The organism is Psychrobacter fjordensis (assembly GCF_904845995.1).
In the GTDB taxonomy this organism is placed as follows: Bacteria; Pseudomonadota; Gammaproteobacteria; order Pseudomonadales; family Moraxellaceae; genus Psychrobacter; species Psychrobacter fjordensis.
Genome location: NZ_CAJGYP010000002.1, coordinates 820387 through 846989, shown reverse-complemented (window position 1 = coordinate 846989; position 26603 = coordinate 820387). Strand labels below are relative to the sequence as shown.

At 44.6% G+C, this 26603-nt stretch carries 18 protein-coding genes; 11 read left to right on the top strand and 7 right to left on the bottom strand.

The window, feature by feature from the left end; translation table 11 throughout:
- Nucleotides 1-103: 103 nt before the first annotated feature.
- From JMW61_RS11945 to JMW61_RS11935, 3 genes are all read left to right on the top strand, one after another.
- Nucleotides 104-1795 carry a BCCT family transporter gene (locus tag JMW61_RS11945; protein WP_197100469.1) on the top strand — a complete coding sequence of 564 codons (1692 nt, stop codon included), beginning with the start codon at nucleotides 104-106 and terminating at the stop codon, nucleotides 1793-1795.
- Between the two features lie 134 nt (nucleotides 1796-1929).
- A complete protein-coding gene (locus JMW61_RS11940; protein WP_265090123.1) occupies nucleotides 1930-3669 on the top strand; it encodes a hypothetical protein in 1740 nt (579 codons plus the stop codon).
- On the top strand, nucleotides 3653-4378 hold the full coding sequence (locus tag JMW61_RS11935) for a DUF3726 domain-containing protein (RefSeq protein ID WP_201551547.1): 726 nt from the start codon (nucleotides 3653-3655) through the stop codon (nucleotides 4376-4378). Before JMW61_RS11940 ends, JMW61_RS11935 begins: the two co-directional genes overlap by 17 nt.
- Before the next feature lie 164 nt (nucleotides 4379-4542).
- Here JMW61_RS11935 and JMW61_RS11930 read toward each other — a convergent pair whose 3' ends face one another.
- Entirely contained in the window at nucleotides 4543-5469 is a 927-nt protein-coding gene (locus JMW61_RS11930; RefSeq protein WP_201551545.1) for a LysR family transcriptional regulator, read from the bottom strand.
- Between the two features lie 161 nt (nucleotides 5470-5630).
- Here JMW61_RS11930 and JMW61_RS11925 point away from each other — a divergent pair, with 161 nt between their 5' ends.
- Both JMW61_RS11925 and JMW61_RS11920 read left to right on the top strand, forming a co-directional pair.
- Nucleotides 5631-6083, top strand: a complete 453-nt coding sequence (locus JMW61_RS11925) for a DoxX family protein (RefSeq protein WP_201551543.1) — start codon at nucleotides 5631-5633, stop codon at nucleotides 6081-6083.
- A 113-nt stretch (nucleotides 6084-6196) separates the two neighbouring features.
- A complete protein-coding gene (locus tag JMW61_RS11920; protein ID WP_201551541.1) occupies nucleotides 6197-7018 on the top strand; it encodes a DODA-type extradiol aromatic ring-opening family dioxygenase in 822 nt (273 codons plus the stop codon).
- 149 nt (nucleotides 7019-7167) lie between these two features.
- On the opposite strand, the gene nirD is transcribed toward JMW61_RS11920, so the two are convergent.
- Both nirD and nirB read right to left on the bottom strand, forming a co-directional pair.
- Nucleotides 7168-7518 (bottom strand): nitrite reductase small subunit NirD, encoded by a 351-nt coding sequence (nirD, locus tag JMW61_RS11915; protein WP_191115282.1) that lies wholly within the window; start codon nucleotides 7516-7518, stop codon nucleotides 7168-7170.
- 137 nt (nucleotides 7519-7655) lie between these two features.
- Nucleotides 7656-10256 (bottom strand): nitrite reductase large subunit NirB, encoded by a 2601-nt coding sequence (gene nirB, locus JMW61_RS11910; RefSeq protein ID WP_201551539.1) that lies wholly within the window; start codon nucleotides 10254-10256, stop codon nucleotides 7656-7658.
- A 527-nt stretch (nucleotides 10257-10783) separates the two neighbouring features.
- On the opposite strand from nirB, the gene JMW61_RS11905 reads away from it, so the two are divergent.
- From JMW61_RS11905 to cobA, 5 genes are all read left to right on the top strand, one after another.
- Complete coding sequence (locus tag JMW61_RS11905) at nucleotides 10784-12406, top strand: NarK family nitrate/nitrite MFS transporter (RefSeq protein WP_406947835.1); 1623 nt, start codon at nucleotides 10784-10786, stop codon at nucleotides 12404-12406.
- 16 nt (nucleotides 12407-12422) lie between these two features.
- Complete coding sequence (locus JMW61_RS11900) at nucleotides 12423-14558, top strand: protein kinase domain-containing protein (protein ID WP_320158105.1); 2136 nt, start codon at nucleotides 12423-12425, stop codon at nucleotides 14556-14558.
- A gap of 52 nt (nucleotides 14559-14610) precedes the next feature.
- Nucleotides 14611-16089 carry an NAD(P)/FAD-dependent oxidoreductase gene (locus JMW61_RS11895; protein ID WP_201551537.1) on the top strand — a complete coding sequence of 493 codons (1479 nt, stop codon included), beginning with the start codon at nucleotides 14611-14613 and terminating at the stop codon, nucleotides 16087-16089.
- Nucleotides 16086-19577 carry a nitrate reductase gene (locus JMW61_RS11890; RefSeq protein ID WP_227687457.1) on the top strand — a complete coding sequence of 1164 codons (3492 nt, stop codon included), beginning with the start codon at nucleotides 16086-16088 and terminating at the stop codon, nucleotides 19575-19577. Before JMW61_RS11895 ends, JMW61_RS11890 begins: the two co-directional genes overlap by 4 nt.
- Before the next feature lie 157 nt (nucleotides 19578-19734).
- Nucleotides 19735-20646, top strand: coding sequence for a uroporphyrinogen-III C-methyltransferase (gene cobA / locus JMW61_RS11885; protein WP_194196422.1), 912 nt, complete (start codon nucleotides 19735-19737; stop codon nucleotides 20644-20646).
- Nucleotides 20647-20723: 77 nt separating this feature from the next.
- Here the strand turns inward: cobA and JMW61_RS11880 are convergent, their stop codons facing one another.
- The 4 genes from JMW61_RS11880 to JMW61_RS11865 form a co-directional block, all read right to left on the bottom strand.
- Nucleotides 20724-21944, bottom strand: coding sequence for a copper resistance protein B (locus JMW61_RS11880; RefSeq protein WP_201551535.1), 1221 nt, complete (start codon nucleotides 21942-21944; stop codon nucleotides 20724-20726).
- Between the two features lie 25 nt (nucleotides 21945-21969).
- On the bottom strand, nucleotides 21970-23670 hold the full coding sequence (locus JMW61_RS11875; RefSeq protein WP_201551533.1) for a copper resistance system multicopper oxidase: 1701 nt from the start codon (nucleotides 23668-23670) through the stop codon (nucleotides 21970-21972).
- A 311-nt stretch (nucleotides 23671-23981) separates the two neighbouring features.
- Nucleotides 23982-24551 (bottom strand): c-type cytochrome, encoded by a 570-nt coding sequence (locus JMW61_RS11870; protein WP_201551531.1) that lies wholly within the window; start codon nucleotides 24549-24551, stop codon nucleotides 23982-23984.
- Nucleotides 24552-24641: 90 nt separating this feature from the next.
- Complete coding sequence (locus JMW61_RS11865) at nucleotides 24642-24902, bottom strand: hypothetical protein (RefSeq protein WP_201551529.1); 261 nt, start codon at nucleotides 24900-24902, stop codon at nucleotides 24642-24644.
- A gap of 430 nt (nucleotides 24903-25332) precedes the next feature.
- Between JMW61_RS11865 and JMW61_RS11860 the strand changes: the two genes are divergently transcribed.
- The gene (locus JMW61_RS11860; RefSeq protein ID WP_201551527.1) at nucleotides 25333-26460 is read left to right on the top strand and encodes a M14 family metallopeptidase; all 1128 of its coding nucleotides are present in this window, start codon (nucleotides 25333-25335) and stop codon (nucleotides 26458-26460) included.
- The last annotated feature ends 143 nt before the right edge of the window (nucleotides 26461-26603 follow it).

Below are 26603 nucleotides of genomic sequence, written 5' to 3'. Positions count from 1 at the left end.
ATAAAACCTTTTGAAGTAGACAGTATAGCGAGGTTGTTTAGATATATCATCATTGCTATGCACCTGATTTAAATAACGAAACGTTAGCATATGGAGCCACATCATGGCCGATTTAAAGGGATTTAATCAAGATGAGCAAGGACGCTCAAGCGCTGCCAATACAGATACAGAGGCGGAAAAGGTCACTAGCACATTAATTTCTACAGATGCTGACACGCTAGGGCTTAAAAACCCTGCATTTTGGTACAGTGGCGGATTTATTACGATCTTTGTGCTCATGGCGATTTTTGCAGAAGCGCAGTTAGCCACGATCGTTGATGTTGGTTTTCAATGGTCGGCTAATATTTTCGGTCCTTTTTGGCAAATTTTGCTTCTTGCCACTTTTGTTATCGCGTTAGCGGTTGGCGCAGGTCGGACTGGCCGTGTCATCTTGGGCAATTTACCAAAGCCTGAAATGGACAATTTCAAATGGATGGCTATTCTGTTTTGTACGTTGCTGGCTGGCGGCGGGGTTTTTTGGGCTGCGGCAGAACCCATTGCTCATTTCGTTTCAGCACCTCCATTATATGGTGAATCACCAGACTTACAACAACGGGCTTTCAATGCCTTATCACAGTCTTTTATGCACTGGGGATTTTTGGCGTGGTCGATTGTCGGTAGTTTGACAGCGATTGTGGTCATGCATCTGCATTATGACAAAGGCTTACCGCTGAAACCTCGTACGCTTCTTTATCCTATGTTTGGTGAGCGCGTACTCACTGGTCAAACGGGCGCGATTATCGATGCTTGCTGTATCGTCGCCGTCGCCGCTGGTACGATTGGTCCTATCGGTTTTCTGGGTCTACAAACCAGCTATGCACTCAATACCTTGTTTGGTATCCCTGATACGTTTACCACTCAGCTCATCATTATTGTATTTGCTATTGCGCTTTATACCTTATCAGCGATCAGTGGGCTTGCTCGAGGCATGCAGTTACTCAGCCGCTTTAATGTCATATTGGCGGTTGCCCTGATGCTCTTTATTCTGATATTTGGGCCGACCAACTTTATCGTGAATGGTTATATCCAAGGTGTCGGTACGATGGTCGATAACTTCATCCCAATGGCGACGTTTCGCGGTGATGAAGGTTGGCTTGGCGGTTGGACAGTGTTCTTTTGGGGTTGGTTTTTAGGCTATGGCCCGATGATGGCCATCTTTATCGCTCGTATTTCACGTGGTCGTACGATTCGCCAATTGATTACCACCGTTTGTATTATTGCACCGCTCGTGACGTGCTTTTGGTTCACTGTCGTTGGTGGTTCTGGTTTAGCATTCGAGATTGCCAACCCCGGTAGTGTCAGTAGTGCATTTGAAGGCTTCAATCTACCCGGTGCATTATTAGCCGTCACGCAGCAACTACCATTTCCTTTGATTACCTCGATATTGTTCTTGATTTTGACGACGGTATTTATCGTGACCACTGGCGACTCGATGACTTATACCATCAGTGTGGTCATCAGTGGCGAGCGTGAGCCGAACGCCATGATTCGCACCTTTTGGGGCATCATGATGGGTGTAACGGCGATTGTTTTAATCTCTCTAGGTTCGGGCGGCGTGACAGCGTTGCAGTCCTTTATCGTGATTACCGCCGTGCCAGTCTCTTTTGTATTGTTGCCTTCATTATGGAATGGGCCACAGATTGCTCAGCAAATGGCACGAGAGCAAGACTTGTATCGTCCCAATAAGGTAGAAACCAGACATAAAATTAGTGAAGAAAAACGTGCTCAGGAAAAATTGGCTGAAAAAATTGATTGAAGCATTGAATCACTAAACGGTAAATATGAGACAGCCATCATCTACACCGCTAATTTTATATTTACCAATAGATATCATCATTGAGATTATTAACGAAGCTGCTGGCTCAGTACATTAGGTAAGGTAGTGAAATTATGAACATGGTTTATGCAAATAACGAAAACAGTAACGTCAAACCACCTTCGCTTAGTACGGGTTTTCGTACTCGTGACGTGATTATGAATGCAGAAAGATTGGGCGCAATGCACCAGACCCGTATTAGCTTTGTGCGCACACTACTACGTAAAATTGACAAAGAAAAATGGACACTCAGTACGCACTTATGGGATTTGGATGAACAAGGTTACGGCAAAGTTATCTATCGCCTCAATACTCCAGAGCACTTGTATCATCTGGTGGTTTTCTGTAATGAGCTGGCTGATGAAGAGCGTAACGATAGGGTGATTGCCCAAAAATGGGATGTGACCTTTGGGCTTGTGTTTGGTGAGATAGGTGAAGAATTATTAGATAATCTCCAAGCCAACGTGCCATTACAAGAAGCAGGTCGCAACTCTAATATGGTGATGGTGCTGGCACGAGCAAATAAGAGCGTCAGGGTCTTTGGTCATATTGTGAGCTCACTCGCTGCCGGTCAGCAACCAGATTTGGATGTACTCGCTCAAGTGGGTTATATCTTGCGTACCACTGCTGTCTATGGCAATGGTAAGTTTGGTATTTATGATTTTAAGCCGTTGGAGCACAGTGAAGACTTTGATCAATCGTTTCGGGCACAGATGTGTGCCGTCTACCTGCTGCGCGAGTTTAGCTTAGATTGGGTTGATTATTTGGCAAAGCAAAAGGGCGGTAGCAAAGCGGTGGCGCTCCATCCAGAGATTAAGCGTTATCTTGGGATTGGTAATGCTACGGGTCTGGGTATGGCACCGTACTTAATCAACCATCCTTGTATCGTTGACCAATGGCTTGCGACGCGTGAAGAGGCATTGCAAGCGACATTGGTCTGTCAGGTGGAACCCAAAGAAACCGCGTATTTTGCGAGTTTAATCAAACGTGCCATTCAGTATTTTAGCGAAATCGTTACTATCAATGAGCAGCAAATAAAACTCAATGAAGCGGTCGTCACAGAGTTAACAGTACTACAAAACAATTTGATGATAAGTATTAATAATTACGCGACATGGGCAGAGTTTTTGCAAGCCCACGATTACCTGAGTTTTGAGAGTCAAGAAGTCATCATATCCTGCTTAATGGAGTTGTATCCTGAGCGTGTCGATGCCTCTCAAAAAAAGGTAAATGCTGATGAAGCTTTGTCGTTACCGAAAGGAAAGGTGATTCAAGATTTAATTGATGTATTAGAGCTGTATTATCAGTGGGCGATTGATATTGATTTTAGCCAGCCTGAAAACAGCTATTGGTTTTGGTATCGTTCAGTGGATAAAGAAGAGCCGCGCATGGGTGTACGCGGGCAAGAGCCTGGCGCTGATCGTGAGCTGGCATTAGACATTGCACGGCAAGCAAATAGGTTGTATTTTGCCCTCAAACAAGCCAACACCCAACAACTGATTTCCGAGTTTATCTTAAATCAGCCCAAATATCGGGCAATTGCACGTCGCGTTTGGACAATGGGGCATAAATCATTGGGTGATATTCAGATGAATGTCTTGCATAAAACCGCATTACCCATGCATCTATTACGGTGTAAATTATCGATGTTTGGTGCGACCAAGTTTGATCCGAGATCAGATCGTTGGGTGCGGATTACCTTGTTTCAAGGTGCGCCTTTATTTGCAGAAGTGCATAGTGATGAATGGCTGTTTCCTCTATTACCCGATTTGTCGACAGAGCAGGGAGGTTTGACTCATGATCGTATCGCATAATGAAATCGTCGCGATGGTATACAAAGCCTTTACTGGGCTGCACCGAGAGGTTGGCGAGGCTGATGTGATTGCCACTATGGTCGCTGAGCTACAGATGGCGGGCTTGGATGGTATCAGACACTTTAATAACGCCAGTCCGTATATCTTGAACGAGGTTGATACGCCAATTAACATCATCCATCAAGAGGAATGTGCTATTCGCTTAGAGTTGCATGGTAATAGTTTGGCTTGTCACTTGCCGACCATCATTGACTATGCGCTTGAAAAAATGGGTGATCTAACGCATTTTCATATTTATTTGCAGAACTGCCATAACCGCTGGCTGGCTTATAGTGAGCTGGTAGGATTGGCAAGCAAGGGTTTTGCCTGTCTGGCTAAATGGGACAATGGCTCTGTACCCAAACAAACGTTATTCACGTTAAATCAAGGTTTTATCTATCCTGATTTATACTTTTTTGATAAAGCACAAGCCAATTATAATACCAATGATATGATTATCGAGATTGCGACTCAAAACTTTGATATTGAAAACGATATTCAGAATTTCGATCGTAAAATATCAACAGATGAGCTGCTTTCAACCCATCAGCGCGCGTGGAAAGAAGGTATCTATGTCGATGATGAGCAATGGACGATACTCAAAACAACAGCCACCGCGATATTGGTCGAAAATAGTGAAGCATCAAGTAAAGGCGCGGGAGGCGTATAGCATACAAAGCCAGATTTCTAATTACTCTATCAAATATCTTTATGTATAGTTGGTTCAGTTTAAAAGAGAGACGAGGCAACCGAGTGCAGAGGTATATGTGATACTTCAAGCGAGGTTAACGCTGTCACTCTTTTATATAAGGTTGGCTAGATATTAATAAGCAATTAGCTATTTGGCGCTTGCGTGATGTGCTCATCCCAATATGGCGGCGCGCCATAATAGTCTGTCATAAAGTCAATAAAACACCTGACTTTATGGGGCAGCAGCTTTCTATGAGCATAGACGGCATACAAGCCCAAAGGGTCGGGCTCATACTCAGGCAACACTACGACCAACTTACCAGTATGTAGTGCATCACTAGCTATAAAAGTCGGTTGTAATATTAATCCTCCACCTGCAATAGCCGCCTCAACGAGTACGTCACCGTTGTTACTGCGGAATATACTATGCTCCTTGAATTGTTTCGTCTTTAGGTACTTATAAATTTGCCCCTTGGTTTCAACATTCATATAGCTGTAATGCAAATAGCGATGCGCTTCTAAATCTTCAAGTTTCTTAGGCACGCCGTGGATTTTTAAATACTCAGGCGATGCGCATAAAACCACGCGAATAGGTGCAATTTGCTTAGCGACGAGTGATGAGCTGTCGAGCTGTCCGATACGCAGTGCAATATCAAAGCCTTCTTCAACGATATCAACTTTCCGGTCGCTTAGCTGAAGGTCAACAGTGACGGAAGGATATTTTGCTTGAAAATCAGTGATCAGTCTTGCCATATGCTTTAAAGCAAATGAGACAGGCGCACTGATTCGCAAGACTCCCTTAGGGTGCTGCTGTAGGCCGCCTAATTGCGCCGCCATTTCATCAATGCTCAATAAAACCTGCTGCGCATGCGTAAAATATTGGCTACCAGCCTCAGTTATACTCACTTTACGGGTAGTGCGATTAAGCAGGCGAGTATGTAGTTCCTCCTCTAGCTTTGCCACATACTTGCTCACCAGTTGCGGCGAGAGCTGCATAGTGATGGCAGCTTTGCTAAAACTACCCTCTGTCACGACTGCTACAAAGGCGCGCATCGCATCGATTCTATCCATGTTTTTTCCTGTATTTATCCTAATATCAAATATATTATAAACAATACATTGATAATTATTCAATATAACTTAGCTTACTCTTTTATATCGTTGATAGTAAAGTGTGCCCATATCATTTCCGACACTATTTATCTTAATCATACATTCTGGAGTAAGCATCAATGACAACATCACTACTAAATAAAATTTTGACATCGAACGCTGGAGCAGCGGCATTAGTTCTTCGTATACCAGTTGGCCTGATTTTGGCAGCCCATGGCGCCCAGAAGCTATTTGGTTGGTTTGGTGGTAATGGGCTAGCAGGTACGGCTCAATGGTTAAGCAGTATGGGTATGGAGCCTGGTTACTTAATGGCGATATTGGCAGGCGGCGCTGAATTCTTCGGTGGTCTTGCTCTGGTATTGGGTTTGCTAACCAGACCAGCCGCTTTAGCCGCAGCATTTACCATGTTGGTGGCTATTTTTTCTGTCCATATCAGCAATGGATTGTTTGCTGATAATGGTGGTTACGAATACGCGTTGACATTGATGGTGGCTTCGCTCGCGTTAATGATACAAGGGGGCGGAAGTTTCAGTATCGACAAAATGCTATCAGGAAAAGTCGAGCAGACTTAATAGCTGTCAGCAGTTTAAAACTTGCGTCATCTAGAGCCATTTCTCAGCTTAAACATTGATATTTATCATTGGATTATTGAGCATTAAAGTGAAGCATAAGGGAGTAGAAGCTAATGGGCAACGAATCGATTTCAGTCACACAGCCAGTATTCTTTATCCCTCATGGTGCAGGGCCGTGCTTTTTCATGGATTGGCAACCGGCTGATACGTGGAATAATATGGCTACATTTTTAAAAAGTATTTCTGATCGACTGCCTGAGCGTCCCAAAGCTATTTTGATGGTTAGTGCGCATTGGCAGATGTCTGAATTTAGTATTACCGCTGGCACGAAACCTGAGCTCATTTATGATTATTATGGTTTTCCTGATCATACCTATCAACTGACTTACACTGCATGTGGCGCGCCAGTATTGGCTGAGCAAATCAGCAGGCTACTGACAGAGGCAGGTATCACTAATGAAAAAAATACCACGAGAGGCTTTGATCACGGGACTTTTATACCCTTAAAGCTGATGTATCCTGAGGCCGATATTCCAGTGGTGCAGTTATCATTACATAATGATCTAGACCCGAAGGTGCATCTGGCTGCAGGCCGAGCGTTAGCATCATTGCGTAAAGAGGGAGTGCTAATCATCGGTAGTGGCATGAGTTTTCATAATATGCGTGGCTACAACGATGCAAACTTTACCGCACCTTCAGAACGTTTTGATGAATGGCTGACTAATACTGTGGAATCGGTAGATTCAGATGAGCGACTTGTAGCCCTTGCGAATTGGTCAAAAGCGCCTCACGCGCTTGATTCACATGTATTGGATGCAGAAGAGCATTTACTGCCGCTTATGGTGATAGTAGGGGCAGCAAGTCACGATGATGGTCGGAAGGTTTATTCTGAACAAGTACTAAAAACGCAAATATCAGCTTTTCAGTTTGGCTAAATATGTTGAAACGTTTAATGCATGGTATTTCAGCGTGGTTGTCAAAAATAAAACATCCTTTGAATCTCAGACTCAAAGGATGTTTTAGATTAATACAGCAATTATTAATGACATATCAAAGTTGTCAAAGTGAGAGATAACGTCGCTTATTATTCGTAGTTTGCCACCACATTATTTCCATCAAGTTTGAATTTATAAGTATTGAGCACAATACTCTCATCATCTAAACACTGACCAGTAGCTAGGTTAAAGCGTTGCTTATAGATGGGCGAGGCCACATAAAGGACTTCTTTTGCTGTTCCTGTATCATCTGTAATCGTGGTGCCACCAATCAAACCTCGAGACAATACATTGGCTTGACTGAATGGATCGTAGTTATCAAGAGCAAATAAATCGTTCTGTTTGGTACGAAAAATAGCAATTTGTTTGCCATCTATCAGGGCGCAGACACCGGTTTCAGGAATGATATCGTCAAGTGTACAAATAGTCTGTTGGTTCATGAGGCGGTATCCTTAGTGATGATAATATTGCTCTGTATGAGTGGTAAATCATGAGTGACAAGCTGCAAGTCACAAAAACATGAGTCAAAAAACAGCGCCTTGCTTTTTGTGATAACTAACAAGGCACTCCTCCTTGGCTAGGCCAATTCAACCAGGTTGATGGTTGCTTTTTCCGCATCAGTCGCTGGGCGAATCTGCTCACGATCAGTCACGAAAACGACATTATCATCGCCTTTCTCACTGTTTACAAAATGACGGAAACGTTTGAGTTTTTCGGTGTCGTTAATCGTCGCCGCCCACTCACACACGTAATTGTCGACCAATAACTGCATTTGTGCTTCGAGCTCATCTGCTATGCCCAAGCTGTCTTCAATAATGACGGCTTTTAGATAATCAAGCCCGCCATCTAAGCTTTCACGCCATTTTGAAGTACGTTGTAGTTTGTCCGCTGTTTTGATATAGAACATAATGATGCGGTCGATATATTTGACCATGGTTTCGGTGTCCAGATCGGTGGCGAACAGCTCGCCATGACGTGGGGTGATACCACCATTACCACAGACAAATAGATTCCAGCCATTTTCAGTCGCAATCATGCCAAAGTCTTTACTTTGCGCTTCCGCACATTCGCGCATACAGCCTGACACACCCATCTTGATTTTGTGCGGTGAGCGTACGCCTTTATAACGATCTTCTAATCTCAAGGCGAGGCCAATACTGTCATCGACGCCGTAGCGGCACCAGTTGTTACCGATACAAGATTTCACGGTACGTAAAGATTTACCATAGGCATGGCCAGTCTCAAAGCCTGCTTGCACCAGTTGCGTCCAAATATCAGGCAATTGCTCCATGCGTGCGCCAAACAGATCGACCCGCATCCCACCAGTGATTTTGGTGTACAAATTAAACTGCTTCGCCACTTGGCCCAGTACGATGAGCTTGTCTGCAGTGATTTCACCACCCGGCACACGCGGTACGACGGAATAAGTGCCGTCTTTTTGGATATTACCTAAGTAGTAATCGTTACTGTCTTGTAGTGGTGTCAGCTCGGTTTTGAGTACGTAGTCATTCCAGCATGATGCCAAAATAGAGGCGACCGTTGGTTTACATATCTCACAGCCATGGCCGCTGCCATGTTCAGTCAGTAACTCATCAAAGGTTTTGATACCGTGCACGCGAATCAGGCTATATAAATCTTGACGAGAATAAGCAAAGTGCTCACACAAGTCATTGTTTACTTCAAAGCCCATGGCAGTGAGTTGATAGCTGACCGTATCTTTGACCATAGGGGCACAGCCGCCACAGCCACTACCAGCACTGGTCATGGTTTTTACATCGCTGACGGAGTATGCGCCGTTTTCAACGGCCGAGCAGATAGCACCTTTGGTCACGTTATAACAAGAACAAATCGTGGCGGTATCTGGCAGATTGTCGATGCCCATCACGGGTTTTTCGACATTGGGTAGTATCAGACTTTCTGGGTGTGCAGGTAGGTCAATGTCATTTAAATACAATTGCAATAGGTTGTTGTAGTCTTCGGTGTCGCCTACCAATACGGCACCAAGCAAGCGCTTGTTATCCGGTGTAGTAACCAGTTTTTTATAGATGCCCTCAGCAGGGTTTTGATACAGATAGCTTAAGCTGCCTTCGCTTGTGCCATGTGCATCGCCAATACTACCCACATCAACACCCATCAGTTTTAACTTGGTGCTCATGTCAGCACCCGTAAATATCTGCTTGCTATCACCAGCAATTTGCGCGGCACAGATACTGGCCATATTGTAGCCGGGAGCCACCAAGCCAAATACTTTGTTGTCCCATACTGCGCATTCGCCTACGGCGTAAACATGATCGGCATTGGTGCGACATTGCTCATTGATCAAAATACCACCACGCCCGCCCATTTCGATACCACATTCTGGGTTGTTTTTAATAAGGCCATCTTGCGGTCTAATACCAGCGCTAAACACAATCATATCGGTCGTTAGAGAGGTGCCACCTGTAAACTCCATGGTTAAATGTTGATCATCACCGTTGGTATCATCAGAGTTCGGCGCAGTATTAGACAGAATCTCTTTGGTGTTTTTCCCCGTCAGCACTTTGACACCCAGTGCTTCTATTTTTCGCTTTAAAATCTCACCGCCAGCGGCATCGAGCTGAACGCCCATCAATTGCGGCGCGAACTCGACCACATAAGTATCAAGCCCTAGCGTCACGAGCGCTTTTGCGGCCTCAAGCCCCAGTAAGCCACCACCAACCACCACGCCTTTTTTAACAGTGGGCAGCTCAGCAATCGCTAAAATCTCATCTAAATCCGCAATGGTTCGGTATACGTGGCAATGCGGATGCTCGCGGCCTGGGATGGGCGGCACAAAAGGATATGAACCAGTCGCTAGCACCAACTCAGAGTATTCAATAATCTCGCCTGCCTCAGTAGTAATACGCTGACTGGCCGAATCGATATCTACAATGCACTGATTCAAATGCAAATTAACTTTTGATAATTCATAAGCTGTTAAATCTACTAGGTTCAGCTTACTGGCATCTTTATGTTCAAAATAGCTCGACAAATAAACACGGTCATAAGCAGGGCGGTCTTCTTCAGCAAATACATGAATGTCAAATTGCTGGTGTAGTCCTTGCTCAATTGCTCGTTCAATAAAGTGATGACCGACCATACCGTTGCCAATCACCACCAAATTGCCTTTACTTTCTGTGCTCAATGCAGTGCTACTCATGCGTCTGTCCTTAGTAATGGGGCTGGTTGGATACGGTCATCGTTTATTTTTTTATCACGCTATAAACGGTTTCGTTTCTCAACAACAGCTGATAAACAGCATTTAATACCTACTATTACAGAGCATTCAATAATCATGCCATGGCACTTTGATTGACTGAGTTTTTGCGCGTTGCTATTAGATAGAAAGGTATGCTTTATCAGGACCAGTCGCTTATGTACAAAGGTTTTTACATGAGTATGGCTAGCTCCATTACTTACCAAAAATCAGGATAGATACCGTTGTTGCCGACTGCAATGTCAGAAGTTAATGCACCAAAATAGATACTGCTGTGCCCCACGTTGGATGTTATTGCTGTTTATAAGGGAGGCTGATGGAGTGTTTTAAACCTGCTGTGTTAATGCTTTATTAGCATAAGCGTCAGGTGTGATGATGGTTATAGACCCGCCAGTAAAGGCGCCTAGAGACTCAATAAGCGTTGGTCTTTATACAGATTTGGCAGCGTACACAAATAACTGGCATAACCATTGCACCGCCTGAAACATTGCTACTTATCATATTTGAATACTGCATTTTTTGAACACTTAGTACCTTTAGTACGTTGTCAGAACCCTGAAGTTAATCATTTGAGGAAGTTGCCTATGTCATCATCAGCCCCCGTTGCACCTAGTAAAGACAAGCTTAATGTTTTGTCATTTACGGGTAAAAATAAAATCCTTCATTTAGGTTGGATGGCATTTTTCCTTACCTTTTTTGTATGGTTCAACCATGCACCATTTTTATCAGCGATTGGAGAAACACTCAATCTGAGTAAAGACCAAATCAAAACGTTACTCATTTTAAACGTAGCATTGACCATTCCTGCCCGTGTGATTATAGGGATGCTGACAGACCGCTTTGGCCCTCGCATTGTTTATACCGCCATTTTAGCCATTGGCGCTATTCCTTGTTTTACCTTTGCGTTCGCGCAGGATTACAACACCTTGGCGCTGTCTCGGTTTTTGCTGGGTTTTGTTGGTGCAGGTTTTGTGGTAGGTATTCGTTTGATGAGTGATTGGTTTCCAACCAATGAATTGGGGACGGCTGAAGGTATCTATGGCGGTTGGGGTAATTTTGGCTCGGCAGCAGCGGCACTGTTATTACCGACTATAGCGATTGGTGCAGCAGCAGTGTTCGGTGGTGATGAAGGGTGGCGCTATGCAACAGCTACATCAGGGGTCGTGATGGCGCTTTATAGCATCATTTTTTATAAGATGGCGCGTAATACACCCAAAGGCGCTACTTATTTTAAACCCAAAAAATCAGGTGCCATGATGGTGACGTCATCAGGTGATTTTTGGTTAATGATGGTTTTTAAACTGCCTATGTATTTGGCATTGGCATTATTGGCATGGAAACTATCACCTGATGGTGTGAGCTTGCTGAGCCAGTCTAGTGTCACCATGGTCTATATTGGCCTTGCGATACTGTATGTTTATGAGTTCATCAGTAGCTACCGCTTTAATAAAGAGGTTTTCACCACGCCTGTACCAGTGGCGCATCGTTATGATTTTAAGCAAGTAGGTATCTTAAATATTTTGTATTTTGCTACGTTCGGCTCAGAGCTTGCCGTCGTGTCGATGCTACCTCTGTTTTACCAAGAAACTTTTAGTTTATCGATTGTGATGGCAGGGGTATTAGCATCGAGCTATGCCTTTATGAATCTCATGTCACGTCCAGGCGGCGGTTGGCTCAGTGATAAGTTTGGTCGCAAAATTACTTTATTGATTTTGACAGCTGGTTTGGCCATCGGGTATCTGTTGATGGGCTTCCTTGACTCAACGTGGCCACTTGCATTGGCATTGTTAATCACAATGTTTTGTTCATTCTTTGTACAAGCAGGTGAGGGTGCTGTTTTTGCAGTGATTCCTCTGATCAAACGCAGTATGACAGGGCAGTTTGCAGGGATGACAGGCGCGTATGGCAATGTTGGATCAGTCGTGTATTTAACGGTGCTGAGTCTGGTGTCTTATCAGGTGTTTTTCTTTGTGATTGCCGCGACAGCAGTGGCTGGATTCTTTGCCTTGTTTTTCTTAAAAGAGCCAGAAGGTATCATTATTGAAGAGATGCCAGATGGTACATTTGCCGAAATACAAGTGAGTCATAGATAGTACGAGGTGAAAACAGATGACGATAGCACACGCAGAAAATGCCAATAGAAACAATAGTCAAAATGCTGATGAGATGGTAGCTAATGTCAATAATTCGTCATCTTTGATAGAGTCAAGTCAGTTTGTTGCTATTGATGAGACTGATGAAAGTAAGAGTATTGATGATGGCAGCACTGCATTATGGTGGCTTGATTTTTTTACTATGGCAGGTCGCAAGACGGAAAACCAAGACAGTTTACTTATCACCACCTGTCTACCATATCAATGTTCAGGTACAGAATCATCTGGTGCCAATCGCCCAATGTCTCACGCAAGATCCTACCCACCCTCATCAGCACCGTTATTGGTGCTCATGGCAGATGGGGTCAGTGCTTGCCAGTTTCCAAAACAGGCAAGTCGAATGGTGGTGAATACCATTGCTCACAAAATTACATTGGGTTTGACCGAATTGGCACACTCACAAGATGAGTCGCCATCCATCAGTTTTGACGATGATCAAGTCGCTAGTATCATCAAAACAGCAGTCAACAAAGCCAACGATATCTTATATTTTCCTCAAGCGTATCAACGGGTGCCGCCGTTGTTATCTACGTTATCAGGCTTGCTCTGTATTGGTGACCGTATTCACCTGTTCCATACAGGTGACTCTCGAATATACCGCGTTGGGGTAGATTGTTTAACAGTATTGAGCAAAGACCATCGTGTGCATCGCGGCCAAGACAAAGGAGCGCTTGCTGCAGCTATCGGTGCAGATAGCCAGTTAGAGCTACAACAATCGGTATTTACCCTTCATCAAAACGAGTGTTTGGCCATCATGACGGATGGGGTTTATGAGCATATAGAGCCCACAGAGTTGCAATTTGAGCTGTGCAGCAGTGCGACTGATATATTTCAGTTGATGGCCACCACGCACAAGTTACCGTTAGGGTTTAATACCAGTCAAGCCGTATGCGAGCAAGCTTTTACTGCAGGCAGTCATGACAATCTAAGCATGGTCATGCTGAGTATGAACACACGCTCAGCCCATTTTACTTCTATCAATAGCGCTAAGAGTACTGGTCATTTTGATGGTATTGACTTTGATAATCTGGATACGGTCATACATGATGTGAATCGCTACCAGCTGCCAACCGATTTACAGATAGGCGATCATATTGACGGCTTTACTGTGATTGGTATCATTGCCCGCACGGCTCGCAGTCACGTGTACTGGGTACAAGATGAATACAACCGCGACTTTGTTTTAAAATCGCCCAGTTTAGACTCTGTTGCCGATGGTCACTATCTGCGTGATTTTTTAAAAGAACGTAAAATTGGTTTGAGCCTATCAAAACATCGCCGCGCGGGTGAGTCGGCTTACAATCAAGCTGACCCCAATCGATTGCCTGTCAATCCTGCATCCAACAATATCGGTCATAACGTGGGTTCTGGCCTCAGTGAGTCGGGGCTACTGCGTTATTATCCGGTACCAGCAAGTACCACATACTTATATCATTTGACTGAATATATCGCTGGTGAGAGTTTACGGGACTTTATGGATCGTCATGCACCTTGTGATGTGTGGCAAACCTTTGATTTGCTAACCAAAATTGGCATGGCGGTTCGAGTCATGCATCGCAACTATCTGTTGCATCAAGACATCAAACCCGAAAACATTCTTTTAACCAAATCTGGCGCCGTCAAACTCATTGATTTTGGTTCCGCCAGCTCATCTATCTTAAAAGACAGCACTCGACCACCAAATGGTGATTTGCACTATGCTGCACCAGAATATTACACCGATGCACCAAAAGGCGTGCATTCTGACTTGTTCTCGATTGCAGTGATTGGCTATGAATTGCTGACAGGACAATTGCCATTTAATACCCAGACACTAATGATGCCAAACCAAACATTACTGATGCCCGCGCAGCCGCTACGGCAGCAGAACGTACCTGACGCTAGCCAACAGGCACTCATGCGTGCGCTGCATGTCAATACTAACGCGCGCTATCAAGCCATTGGTGAGTTTTTACAGGATTTTAACCCCGATAATAAGGCACACAGCCGCGACCCAGAACCACTCATTAAGCGTAACCCTCTACTGGTATGGCATGGCATTTGCTTCATAGAGTTTGTCATCATTTTATTATTGTTGGCATACTTTTCATGACACGCTGTTTTGCATTCAATGCTGCTCCGCGCGGCTAAGGGACTTACTGTTTATGTCGTTATCTATATCGCAAGCCACCACTACGGTAGATACTCATACCAACAATCACGCCTTAGCATCAGGTCATCAAAAAAACGCTGGCATCGTTATTATCGGGGCGGGCATGGCAGGCAGTCGTTTTGCCATTGAGCTTGCTCGCACACAATCGAATGATGATAAATCCCGTTTGCCAATTACGTTAATCAGTAAAGAGCCGCACGTGGGCTACAACCGCATTATGTTGTCACCCGTATTGGCTGGCGACACAGCGTTTGAAGATACTTATTTATATGACAACTCAGAGTATGAGCAGCTGGGTATCACCGTACTGGCTGGGGTTGCGGTAGAGACAATAGATACCAAGTGCCAGTGTATTGAGCTAGATGATGGGCAAACACTCAACTATGCCAAGTTAGTAATGGCCACAGGATCAACTGCCCGAGTCATTCCATTCCCCAATCACACAGCTAAGGGCGTGCATGTGTTTCGAGACCTTGCCGATGTGACCGCTCTGATGGACTATGCCCGCCAAGGAAAAACGGGGTTGGTGATTGGCGGTGGCGTACTGGGATTGGAGGCTGCCTGCGCGTTGGCGGCACAGGGCGCGAGCATGACGGTCATTCATATGGATGGTTATGTACTCAATCGTCAGCTAGACCTGCCAGCCGCCGAGCTTTTGCAAGCTGAGCTCAGTCGCCGAGGGGTTGGTCTCGCGGTTTCTGCCCATACTGAGGCCATTGAGATGAATGATGCAGGAGAAGTATGCGGACTATCTTTAAAAGACGGGCGCACGCTAGCGGCCGATTTTATCGTGATGGCAGTGGGCGTGATACCCAATACAGCGCTTGCTAAGCAAAGCGGACTCGAGGTCAATCGCGGTATTGTGGTCGATAATTTTATGCACACCAGTTGTCCCAATGTTTATGCCATTGGTGAGTGTATAGAGCGAGAGGGCGAGCTATTTGGAATGGTGGCGCCGGTCAATCAGCAAGTGGATACGTTGGTCACGGTTTTAAAAGATGACTTGATAGAAAACAATACAAATATGACAGATAGTAAAACAGCTGTGCCAGATCACTGGGTTCCTTTTGTGAGCAAACCGCTGTCATTAAAATTGAAAGTATCGGGTATGTCGGCATTTTCTGCAGGGCAAATCGCTTTTGATGACGAAGCCGCTGATACTGTTGAAACCCTGGTATATCGTCAGCCTGCCTTAAACCATTATCACTGTCTGTACCTCAAAGAAAACAAACTTATTGGCGCTGTGCTTTATGGGGACACCAGCGACGGTAGCTTTTACAGTCAGTTGATTATAGATAATGTTGATATTACGCCTATCAAAGACACACTCATATTTGGCGAAGCATATTGTCATTTGGACGAAATCACGCTCAACAATTCGCCAACTACGGAAGTAGATGTAGAATTTAATGATACAGACAAGAACGTCAATCATCATAAAGTGGCCGAACTGTTAGAGGATGCATTATGAATGATGCTATTGCTAATCAATCTGCTGCTAGCAAAGTAGTGTCAGCTAATAAATCGAACAATCTGCCTAATAGCATGCAAAAAACAACAGACTGCGTCATTGAAACACATGATATAAGTGCTGCCAAACATATCAAAAAAGCACCGTCGTCATCTAATGGTGATTTGATTGATGCTTCGATCACTACTATCCGCACGACGTGCCCTTATTGCGGAGTGGGGTGCGGTGTGTTAGCGAGCGTGAATGCAACAGAGGTGCTGAGCGTCAAAGGAGATCCTGAACATCCGGCTAACTTTGGTAAATTGTGCTCAAAAGGGAGTGCGCTGGCACAAACATTGGGCACCGCACGCCGCTTGACCGAGCCATATTATCAAAACAAGCAAGCAGCCATGCAACAGCATCAGCCTATGCAATTGGGTAATGATTTTAATGCTATAGACGTATCCGACAAGCCACTGATAGAGCAGACAGACTGGGACACCGTTTTAGATGACGTAGCCAGTCGTTTAAATGACACCATCGCCAAACACGGGCGAGACAGCATTATGTTTTATGTCTCAGGTCAATTACTGACTGAAGACTATTACGTCGCCAATAAATTCATTAAAGGGTTTATTGGTAATAATAACATCGACTCCAACTCTCGGCTGTGTATGTCATCCGCAGTAGCTGGGCACAAACGTGCGTTTGGCGCAGACCTTGTACCGGGTAATTACGAGGATTTGGAGGCTTGTGATTTATTGGTACTGGTAGGCTCCAATATGGCGTGGTGCCATCCTATTTTGTTTGGTCGATTTTTAGCAGCCAAAAAAGCCAACCCTAATAAAAAACTGATTGTGATAGACCCACGCCGTACGGACTCTTGTGAATTTGCCGATTTGCATTTACCAATTGCTGCGGGTACGGATACACATTTATATAATGGGTTGCTACATTACCTAGATCAGAAGGGTTGCCAAGATGATGAATATGTTAGCCAAAGCTTGGGCGTTGATGATGCGGTGAATGCGGCCAAAGCATGGAGCATCGATGAAGTCGCCAGTGCCTGCCAAGTGTCTGCGGATAGTATCCGCCAGTTCTATGAATGCGTTGCCACCACTGATAAAACAGTCACTGCCTTTAGTATGGGCGTCAATCAATCACAAAGCGGAACCGATAAGGTCAATGCCATCATCAATACCCATTTGTTCACAGGGCGTGTGGGCAAAGTAGGGGCCAGTCCGTTTTCACTTACTGGACAGCCTAATGCAATGGGCGGACGAGAAGTAGGCGCCCTTGCTAATCTGTTGGCGGCGCATTTAGAACTAGACAATGCTGATCATCGTCAGCTCGTGGCAGACTTTTGGCAGTCGCCTCAACCTATCTCCCCAAACGTGGGTGTCAAAGCCTGTGATGCTGCCGCTGCCATATTGGATGGTCGTATCAAGGCCATCTGGATTATGGCCACCAACCCTGTGGTCAGTTTGCCAGATGCGGATAATTTTCGCCAAGCGCTTGCTGAATGTAATTTGGTGATTGTCTCTGACTGCTCGGTAGATAGTGACACGGTGAAGTGTGCCGATATTGTATTGCCTGCTCAGGGGTGGGGTGAAAAATCTGGAACGGTCACCAATTCTGAACGGCGTATCTCTCGGCAGCGGACATTAACACCTGCGGTGGGGATTGCCAAACCAGACTGGTGGATACTATCTCAAGTTGCCACACGCATGGGATTAACGGGGTTTGATTACCAACACCCAAGCGAGATATTTAATGAGCATGTGGCATTGACGGCTTATGGTAATACGCATAACCAAAGCGCATCTCATTCCAATAAGACCTATCCTCGCTACCTCAATCTTAGCAAAGACTTGTCTGCTTTAATGACAGATGAGGTGCCAGCCGATAAACCTGTTCAACAACATATTAGCCAGCATATTAATCAGAACGGCAATCAAATACATAAGCCAATCGCACTCAGTCAGCAAGCATACGAAGAGCTGTTACCATTTCAATGGGGTGGTACGCGTATCTCTATGATTGATAAGATAAAATCTTTAGAAAATGAGATCATTAATTCCGAGGCTGCTGTTACCAAGTCACAGTTAATCGCTATTACGCCCTCTGATGAAGCGAGCGTAGCCAATGTGCATCGACGTCAAAGAAGGCAAAAACCCCAACTGATTGGTGAGAGTCAACCGCCCTCTAAACACGAGTTTGAGCATGATACTCAACCTGAAAACCAAGTGGTTCATTTACGCCTGATTACGGGCAGGCTTCGCGATCAGTGGCATACCATGACTCGTACTGGCCTTGCACCGCAGTTAAACCAACATCAGCCAATACCAACACTGACCATACACGCTAACGATGCACAGCAACTGGGCGTTCAAGACAATGACTTTGTGCAACTGCATCGCAGGTATGAAAGCTACGAAAAGTATGAACGCTATGAGAACGGCGTGACCAGTGATGGCATAGTCAGTGATATCGCGATGAGTACGGCTAAGGATAGTAAAGAACCAGTGAGTACCGTAATGGCGCAAGTTGCCGTTAGCGATACGTTGCGGGTTGGTGATGCATTTATGCCTATGCATTGGAGCAATGCTTTTGCTAGCTTCGCTCGTGTAGGCCCCCTTATTCCAACAGTAGTCGATCCGCATTCAGGGCAGCCAGAGCTCAAAAATTCGGCGATTAGTGTCACGCCCGTTCCTATGCAATCATTTGGCAAGATTTTGGTGCATCCTGAGTGGCAAGACGCCGTTATAGTGCAATTACGTACTATTCTGGCCAATTTTTCTGCCAAGGCGTCAGAGAAAGAATTGTCTGAAACAAAATGCGAAGCACGTTCAAATAATATTTTGCCAGAGGCATTACCTGCACTTACTTGGAGTTTGAGTCATCAAAATAATAGTGTATTGATTAATCTCGCTAGCCCGATGGTGGAGGCTAGCAGTACCTTAGCATGTCCCGATTTTTGGCAGCAGTTTATGGCCTCTATGCAATCATTATCACAGCCAAACTTTCAAGAGCGTGTCATGCATACGGCGTTTACGGTCGATAATGTACAGAATCAATTGCGTTTTATTGTGACGCAATCTGCGCCTGAGATAGACTCAGATAACACTGCTATAAATAGTGAAGCATCTGATAATGAAAGGCCTAGCACACAACTGATTATGGCTGTTTATGTTGCCCCAACGCAAAAGCAATTACCGAGTGTACGCTGGCTCGATAGCTGCTTTATGGATACTAGCCAAATACCTGCCAATCAACGATATAAATGGTTACTCGCGGGGCGGCCTGCCAGCGGTTATGTCGATCCAGGACCCTTGGTATGCTCTTGTATGTCAGTTGGAAAAAATATCATTCTCAACGCTATTACGCAGCATGGTTGTACTAGTGCGACGGCAGTGGGTAAGCAGTGCCGAGCAGGTACCAATTGTGGATCTTGTGTGGGGCAAATCAATGCATTAATTGCAGAATGCGCCCCATTGGCGCAAGCTTAAATGATGTTATGGCACGTCGCTTGCAGCCTTTTATATGTAATTACTGGTTGAGTGTTGTGTTATGAACAATAAGCCATTTTAGAGTAGGGGTTTATTGACAACTTTGCTTTTGGTTGCCCATTTTGCTGTATTCACGCTGTTATTAGGAGTCACCATTATGACCAATATATCTGCCGCTACCTCAACGCATGAGACCTATCAGCTAATGGGTCAACACTGCGCAGAAAACGTGCAAACTTGCACCAAAAGAGGCACTGTGCATCTGATTGGCGCAGGATCTGGTGACCCTGAACTCTTAACCTTAAAAGCGTGGCGAGTGATGCAGCGTGCAGAGGTAGTGTTGTATGACAGTCTGGTGTCTGAAGATGTTTTGGATATGTGCGCGACTACGGCTGAAAAAATATTCGTTGGTAAGCGCCGCGCCAACCATGCATTGCCACAAGAGAGTATTAACGAGCTACTGGTCAAACACGCGCTGGCAGGTAAAATAGTGGTTCGTCTAAAAGGTGGCGACCCCTTTATTTTTGGACGCGGTGGTGAGGAGCTACAGGAAGTGGTGCGTCATGGCATTCATTTTGAGTCTATTCCGGGTATCACTGCTGCAAGTGCTGCTGCTAGCCGTGCAGGAATTCCACTAACGCACCGTGACCATGCTCAGTCGGTCAAGTTTGTCACTGCTTGCAAAAAAAATGGCGCGCCTAATAATGATTATAGTGAGCTAATGGACAGCAGTCAGACAGTTGTGTTTTACATGGGTTTGCACCGTTTGCATGAGATGACACAAGGATTGATAGCAAGTGGGCGTGACAGCGAAACGCCTTTTGCCATTATTAGCCATGCCAGTATGCCAACGCAGCAGGTACTTATCGGTACATTAAGTGATATCGCTGATCAGCAAGCTGAAGCAAAACTACCAACACCTGCACTTTTAATCATGGGTGATGTGGTCGCTTTATATCATGAGTTTGCAGGCTACAACCTTGGCAATCTGGATAAAACGTCATTTATAGATGTGAACGAAGTCATAGACAGTGAAGGTTTAGCACCCAGTCTTGCGAGTGTTGTATAAGTGAAGGACGCCTAATAAAACAATCCTAAAAGTGTCTACAGCTAATCATCTCATACTGGGTTAAAACGAGCAGAAAGCTAAAACCAGAATTTGACCCCCGCAGTCAAACTACTGTTATCAACCGATTCATCTTCTTGACGTCGTTGACCACGAGCCTTGCCAAGCGCTGTCTCATAACTAACACCTACATAAGGGGTTAGCTGGCGACTGAACGTCTCATAAGTCAGCCTAACCTCAGCTTCCATCTCATTAAAGCCCTTGGTAATACCATTATCATGATCGTCTTTACTAAAGGCAGTCAATCCCATCTCCGGTATGACCACCCAATGCTGATCCAAACGCCATTCGTACTCTGCGCCCAAATCAAGACGAAGTTGACCATCGGTATATAAGTAGGCTCTCGCATCCGTTTCGATAAAATAAGGCGCGGTGCCGACAATACCTGCCATCACGGCAGCGTTATCGTTTTCAGTATCGTAAGCGACACCAGCTTCACCATTCCAAAAAATGCTCAGTGGTTTCCAATAAGCAAGGGAGCTCAAGCTATCGATTTCTTTATTATCTTTAGTCTGAGCACTACCTTCGGTACGTAGTCTTATACGATTGCTATCAGTACCATACCAACCCGTCGCCTCAAAGTTGATTTGGTCTTCATCAAACTGATAGCCCAAGTCGTCTACTGACACTCCCCATAATGGCATGCTGCCCATCATCATTGGCTTACCATACTGTCCGTAGGGAACCCCATTTGAATAGTCTGGACTGCGAGCATCGGCTGGTGGCTGCCCACCTTGCATACCAGACATATCCATGCCACTGTGATCCATACCAGACATATCGCCCGACATATCCATGCCACTGTGATCCATACCAGACATATCGCCCGACATATCCATGCCACTGTGATCCATACCAGACATATCGCCCGACATATCCATGCCACTGTGATCCATATCAGACATATCACCTGACATATCCATACCGCTATGATCCATACCAGACATATCGCCCGACATATCCATGCCACTGTGATCCATATCAGACATATCGCCCGACATATCCATGCTGCTGTGATCCATACCAGACATATCGCCTGACATATCCATGCCGTTGTGAACCATATCAGACATATCGCCTGACATGTCCATGCCGCTGTGATCCATACCAGACATATCGCCTGACATATCCATGCTGCTATGATCCATATCTGTCATCTCAGCAGCTGTTGCAAAAGATGATGTGAGCAAGACTAGCGATGACAAACCAATGAATGGCAGATTTTTCTTAGATGTTTTCATAATAAGCCTCATATTTGAAGGTTTGTTAAACAACGGCAACTTCTCGGAACATACCGGCTTCCATGTGATAAAGCAGATGGCAATGCCACGCCCATCGTCCAAACTCACCCGTCACATCAAAGCTAATCTTTTGCGCAGGCTGCACCACAATCGTATGCTTACGTACCTGAAAGTCTCCAGATGGGGTTCGCAAGTCACTCCACATACCATGTAAGTGCATCGGGTGATTCATCATCGTGTCATTGACTAAGGTGATACGAACGCGCTCGTTAGGCCTAATATTGACAGGCGTTGCATCTTTAAACATGACACCATCTAAGGCCCAAATATAGCGCTCCATGTTACCCGTTAAATGTAGCTCGATCTCTCTAGTAGGCTTACGCTGCTCTGCAAATATGGCCTCATCGACAGAGCGTAATTGGTCATAAGTTAAAACCTTTCTATCAATCTCACGCAGGTTAATACCGGGGTCATCGAGGTTCATACGTGGACTGTCGACGCGCATATCAGATTTGAAATCATACTCGGTCTTAGCATGCTTTGCTTTGTAGCCTTTATCACCCATCGCACCCATCATATCGGCCATGGTCAGCCATTCGATCTTATCCATAGCAGGTATTGCAGCACGAGCGCCTTTTTTGGTCGCAAGCGTGGTCGCGACATAGCCTGAACGATCGATATTTTGGGCAAATATGGTATGCGCATCTTTGGTCGGCGTGACGATGACATCATAAGTCTCAGCCACCCCAATACGGAAATCATCAATCGCAACGGGCGCGACATCATTGCCATCCGTTGAGACGACAGTCATTTTCAGACCCGGTATACGCACATCGAAGATGGTCTGTGCTGAGCCATTGATAAAGCGCAGTTTGACGGGCTGTCCCGCTTTCACTAGCTGCGTCCAATTGGCTGCTGTGGTCTTACCGTTCATTAGATAGGTAAAGGTTTTTTCACCAGACAAATCCGTGAAATCTGTCGGCATCATGCGCATCTGATTCCACATTTTGCGCTTGTCATGAGCTGATTCTAGATCTGTTGCGGCGATATCAGCCAATAGCTTTTTGAAGTCTGGTAGATGATAATTATCAAAGTCTGCGCGCTGTTTGAGCAGCTTCAGTAGATTGTGCGGATCGCGGTGTGTCCAGTCACTAAGCACAATAACGTGGTCTTCCTCGATTGGATGACGCTCACGGCCTTTGGGCTCAATCACAATGGCACCCAGCATACCGGTTTGTTCTTGGAACCCACTGTGTGAGTGATACCAATAGGTGCCTGATTGCACTAGTTTGAATGTATAGGTAAAGGTGCTGTTCGCAGGAATACCATCGAAACTGATACCTGGCACCCCATCCATCTCAAACGGAACGAGCAAACCATGCCAATGAATAGAGGTCGATTCATCCATCTGATTATGAACACGTATCACTACGGTATCGCCTTCACGCATCTTTAGCGTCGGTGCTGGCAGCGAGTCATTAATGAGTGTCGCCATACTCGACTTGCCATTGACAGTAACGGGCTTCTTGCTGACATACAGGTCAAACTCGTTGCCCGTTAAGATGGGTACGATATGGTCAGCTTTATCACTGTTGACGGCTACATTTTGTTGCCCTTTACCGAGCGCACTATTAGCAATAGACGGCAGCGTAGATAGCATGGATGCCCCTAGCAAAGTAGAAGATCCTGTTAAGAAACGCCTGCGATTGAACATATTCTTGTTCATAATAATTTACCTAACTTAATCCGTGAAATGGGAGTTGAGTTCATATAACTGTTGGCTCATTAATAGAACAGAATGAGCTATTTTAGCCGTCAATCAAAATATGTCTGATGCTGCGGTGAGTCAATAGTTGCATAAATAACTATTGAGATAGCCTTGTTAAGCTGCTTCACTTTATAAGGCATAGACATTTTTTATTTAGCAGCTTTTTACTTAGAGGTCTTGTACTTAGAAGTATTGTATTTAGAATTCTTATATCTAATAGAATTGAGTCTGTGTATGGTCAAAGCAATAGGGGTTTTAATATATGTTGCTTAGTGAACCATAGTCGCATCAGTGAGTGAAACATCTAATATTTCTTCATCGAATCTAGTGGTCAGCATCGTATATTGATCTGTATTCAGTTTGGGTAATTCTCTGATAAAAGCCACCATTGCCCACATTCTTTCATCATCATGAGAGGCTCCCCAAGCTGGCATGCCAGATGCCATAATGCCATGTTTGATGGCCCAAAACCCTTGTCCTGCACCAGCCTCGCTTTGATAGCGCTCAACGATATCTGCATTGGTAAAGTTTGGCGGTTTTGGATAGAGGTTATTACTCAAGTCTGTACTTGTGATACCGGGTGATAAATGACAGCCTGCACACATATCTTTATAGTCTGCGCCACCTGAGCTTATCATTTCTACCTTTTCTAAATTTGGAACCAAGATATCTTTACTTGCGCGTTGAATTGAGTGATTGCGAGCGGTTTCTAACAAGTTGTAGACGATTGGACTGTGTTTTTGATCGGCACCAACGTTGACGATACCACTTGTGATGATAATAAAAATGCCAATTACGATGGCTACAATAGTGAATACTACGCCCAATAAAAATTTCATACGTTCATCCAAAAAAACTATTTTGTCACTCACCACTATCTAATGAATAAAATCGACTAAGTAATGATGAGTGTTGAACAAAGTTATTTCTTAAGAAGCGCTGTTATTGGTAACACAGTGTTTTTTATACATCGCTTTCATTTTTTCCATATTGGCCATCATTGCTTTCATTGATGGATCGTTCATATCCATCTTGCTATGATCCATTTTTTCCATCATCTGCATGTGCTTTTCCATTTTTTCACAATTCATCTGATCTTTTTCAGCATGCATTTTTGGATCATGTGCCATAGCAGAGGTTGAAACGACTAAGGCAATAGCTGTTGCTACGATTGATTTAGATAACCACATAATTAATCCTTTTTTGGTTTGATAATAGTATTGATAGTTGAAGTTATTGAATCTGTCTAAAGTATAAATAAAAGTTTCTGACAGGAGCATGACTGCAAAATGACAATATTGTCATTTTGTAAGTTTTGAACGATGTTAAAAGCGTAGTGGGTTTGGTGAATTTGTGACTTGAAAAAGAATTTGCCATGACCAAAAAGAGATAGAGTGACAGCATTGAGGCAAAACAGACACACACTATTCAGTATTGTGGAGTGTAGCTGGTGAGTATTTGGGTTAGGAAGAGCAAGGAATACGTTATCCAACTGGCAGAATCAAATGATTGGAAGTAAACTATTTGATGGCGTTGCTAGAGCGAAACAGGCTGGCGCACTCTATTACATCTTTATATGCTTTTTAAGGCACAACTATAATAATTTATTAAGGAAAGAATATGCATATCACGGCTAATTTTGATGCAGGTAATATTGATATTATTAATTTAGACGATAAAAAAGACATACAATTAGCGATTCGTCCAGACGTCGGTGAAGAGTTTTTTCAGTGGTTTAACTCTCGTCTGTCCGGTCAGATAGGCGAGCAGTACGTTCTCAATATTATGAATGCAGGGGAGGTATCTTACCTTGAAGGGTGGGAGAATTACCAAGCAGTTGCGTCTTATGACCGTCAGGAATGGTTCCGTTTGCCAACCTCTTATACAGATGGCAAATTAACCATCGTGGCAGAGCTGGAATGCGAAACCATTCAAATTGCTTATTTTGCGCCCTACAGCTATGAGCGTCACCAAGATTTATTGGCGGCAGTACAAACGCATCCATTGGTAACGCTAGAGTATTTAGGCGAAACGCTTGATAAGCGCGACTTGACGCTAGTTAAAATTGGTGATGGGGCTGCTAACAAGCGCAATATATGGATTACCGCTCGTCAGCACCCTGGTGAAACGATGGCTGAATGGTTGGTCGAGGGTTTATTGTATAGCTTGTTAGACAGTGATAATGCGACAGGCAAACAGTTACTAGACAAAGCAAACTTCTACATCGTTCCTAATATGAATCCCGACGGTAGCGTGCGCGGCCACCTGCGTACTAACGCGGTAGGAACCAATTTAAACCGTGAATGGGAAAGCCCAAGCTTAGAGAAAAGCCCTGAAGTATTTCATGTGATTAATAAAATGAAAGAAATCGGCGTTGACCTCTTTTATGATGTGCATGGCGATGAAGCACTGCCGTATGTATTCCTTGCAGGCTCTCAAGGGACGCCCAGTTATAGTGGCCGTCTCGCACATTTACGTGATAGATTTTCAGACGTATTAAAGTTAGCCAGTGCTGACTTTCAGTCTGAAGTTGGCTATGAGATTGATGCACCGAGTACTGCTAATATGACGGTTGCAACCAATTGGGTTGCTGAGCATTTTGATTGCCTTGCTAATACGTTAGAGATGCCATTCAAAGACAATGATAATTTGCCTGATGAGGAGGCGGGTTGGTCACCAGAGCGCTCTGCTAAATTAGGTGAAGCGTCATTAGTAGCTATGCTTGCCGTGGTGGATGATTTGCGTTAATAAAAGCATTAGCGGGCAGTCGGCTTATTTTAAGTCTTAAAAACCAAATGATGATGCAGCTATGATGTTTTAGCTAAAGCCAATAAGAAAGGGTTATTCTGTCAATATGTTGGCAGAATAATCCTTTAATACTTATGCATGAG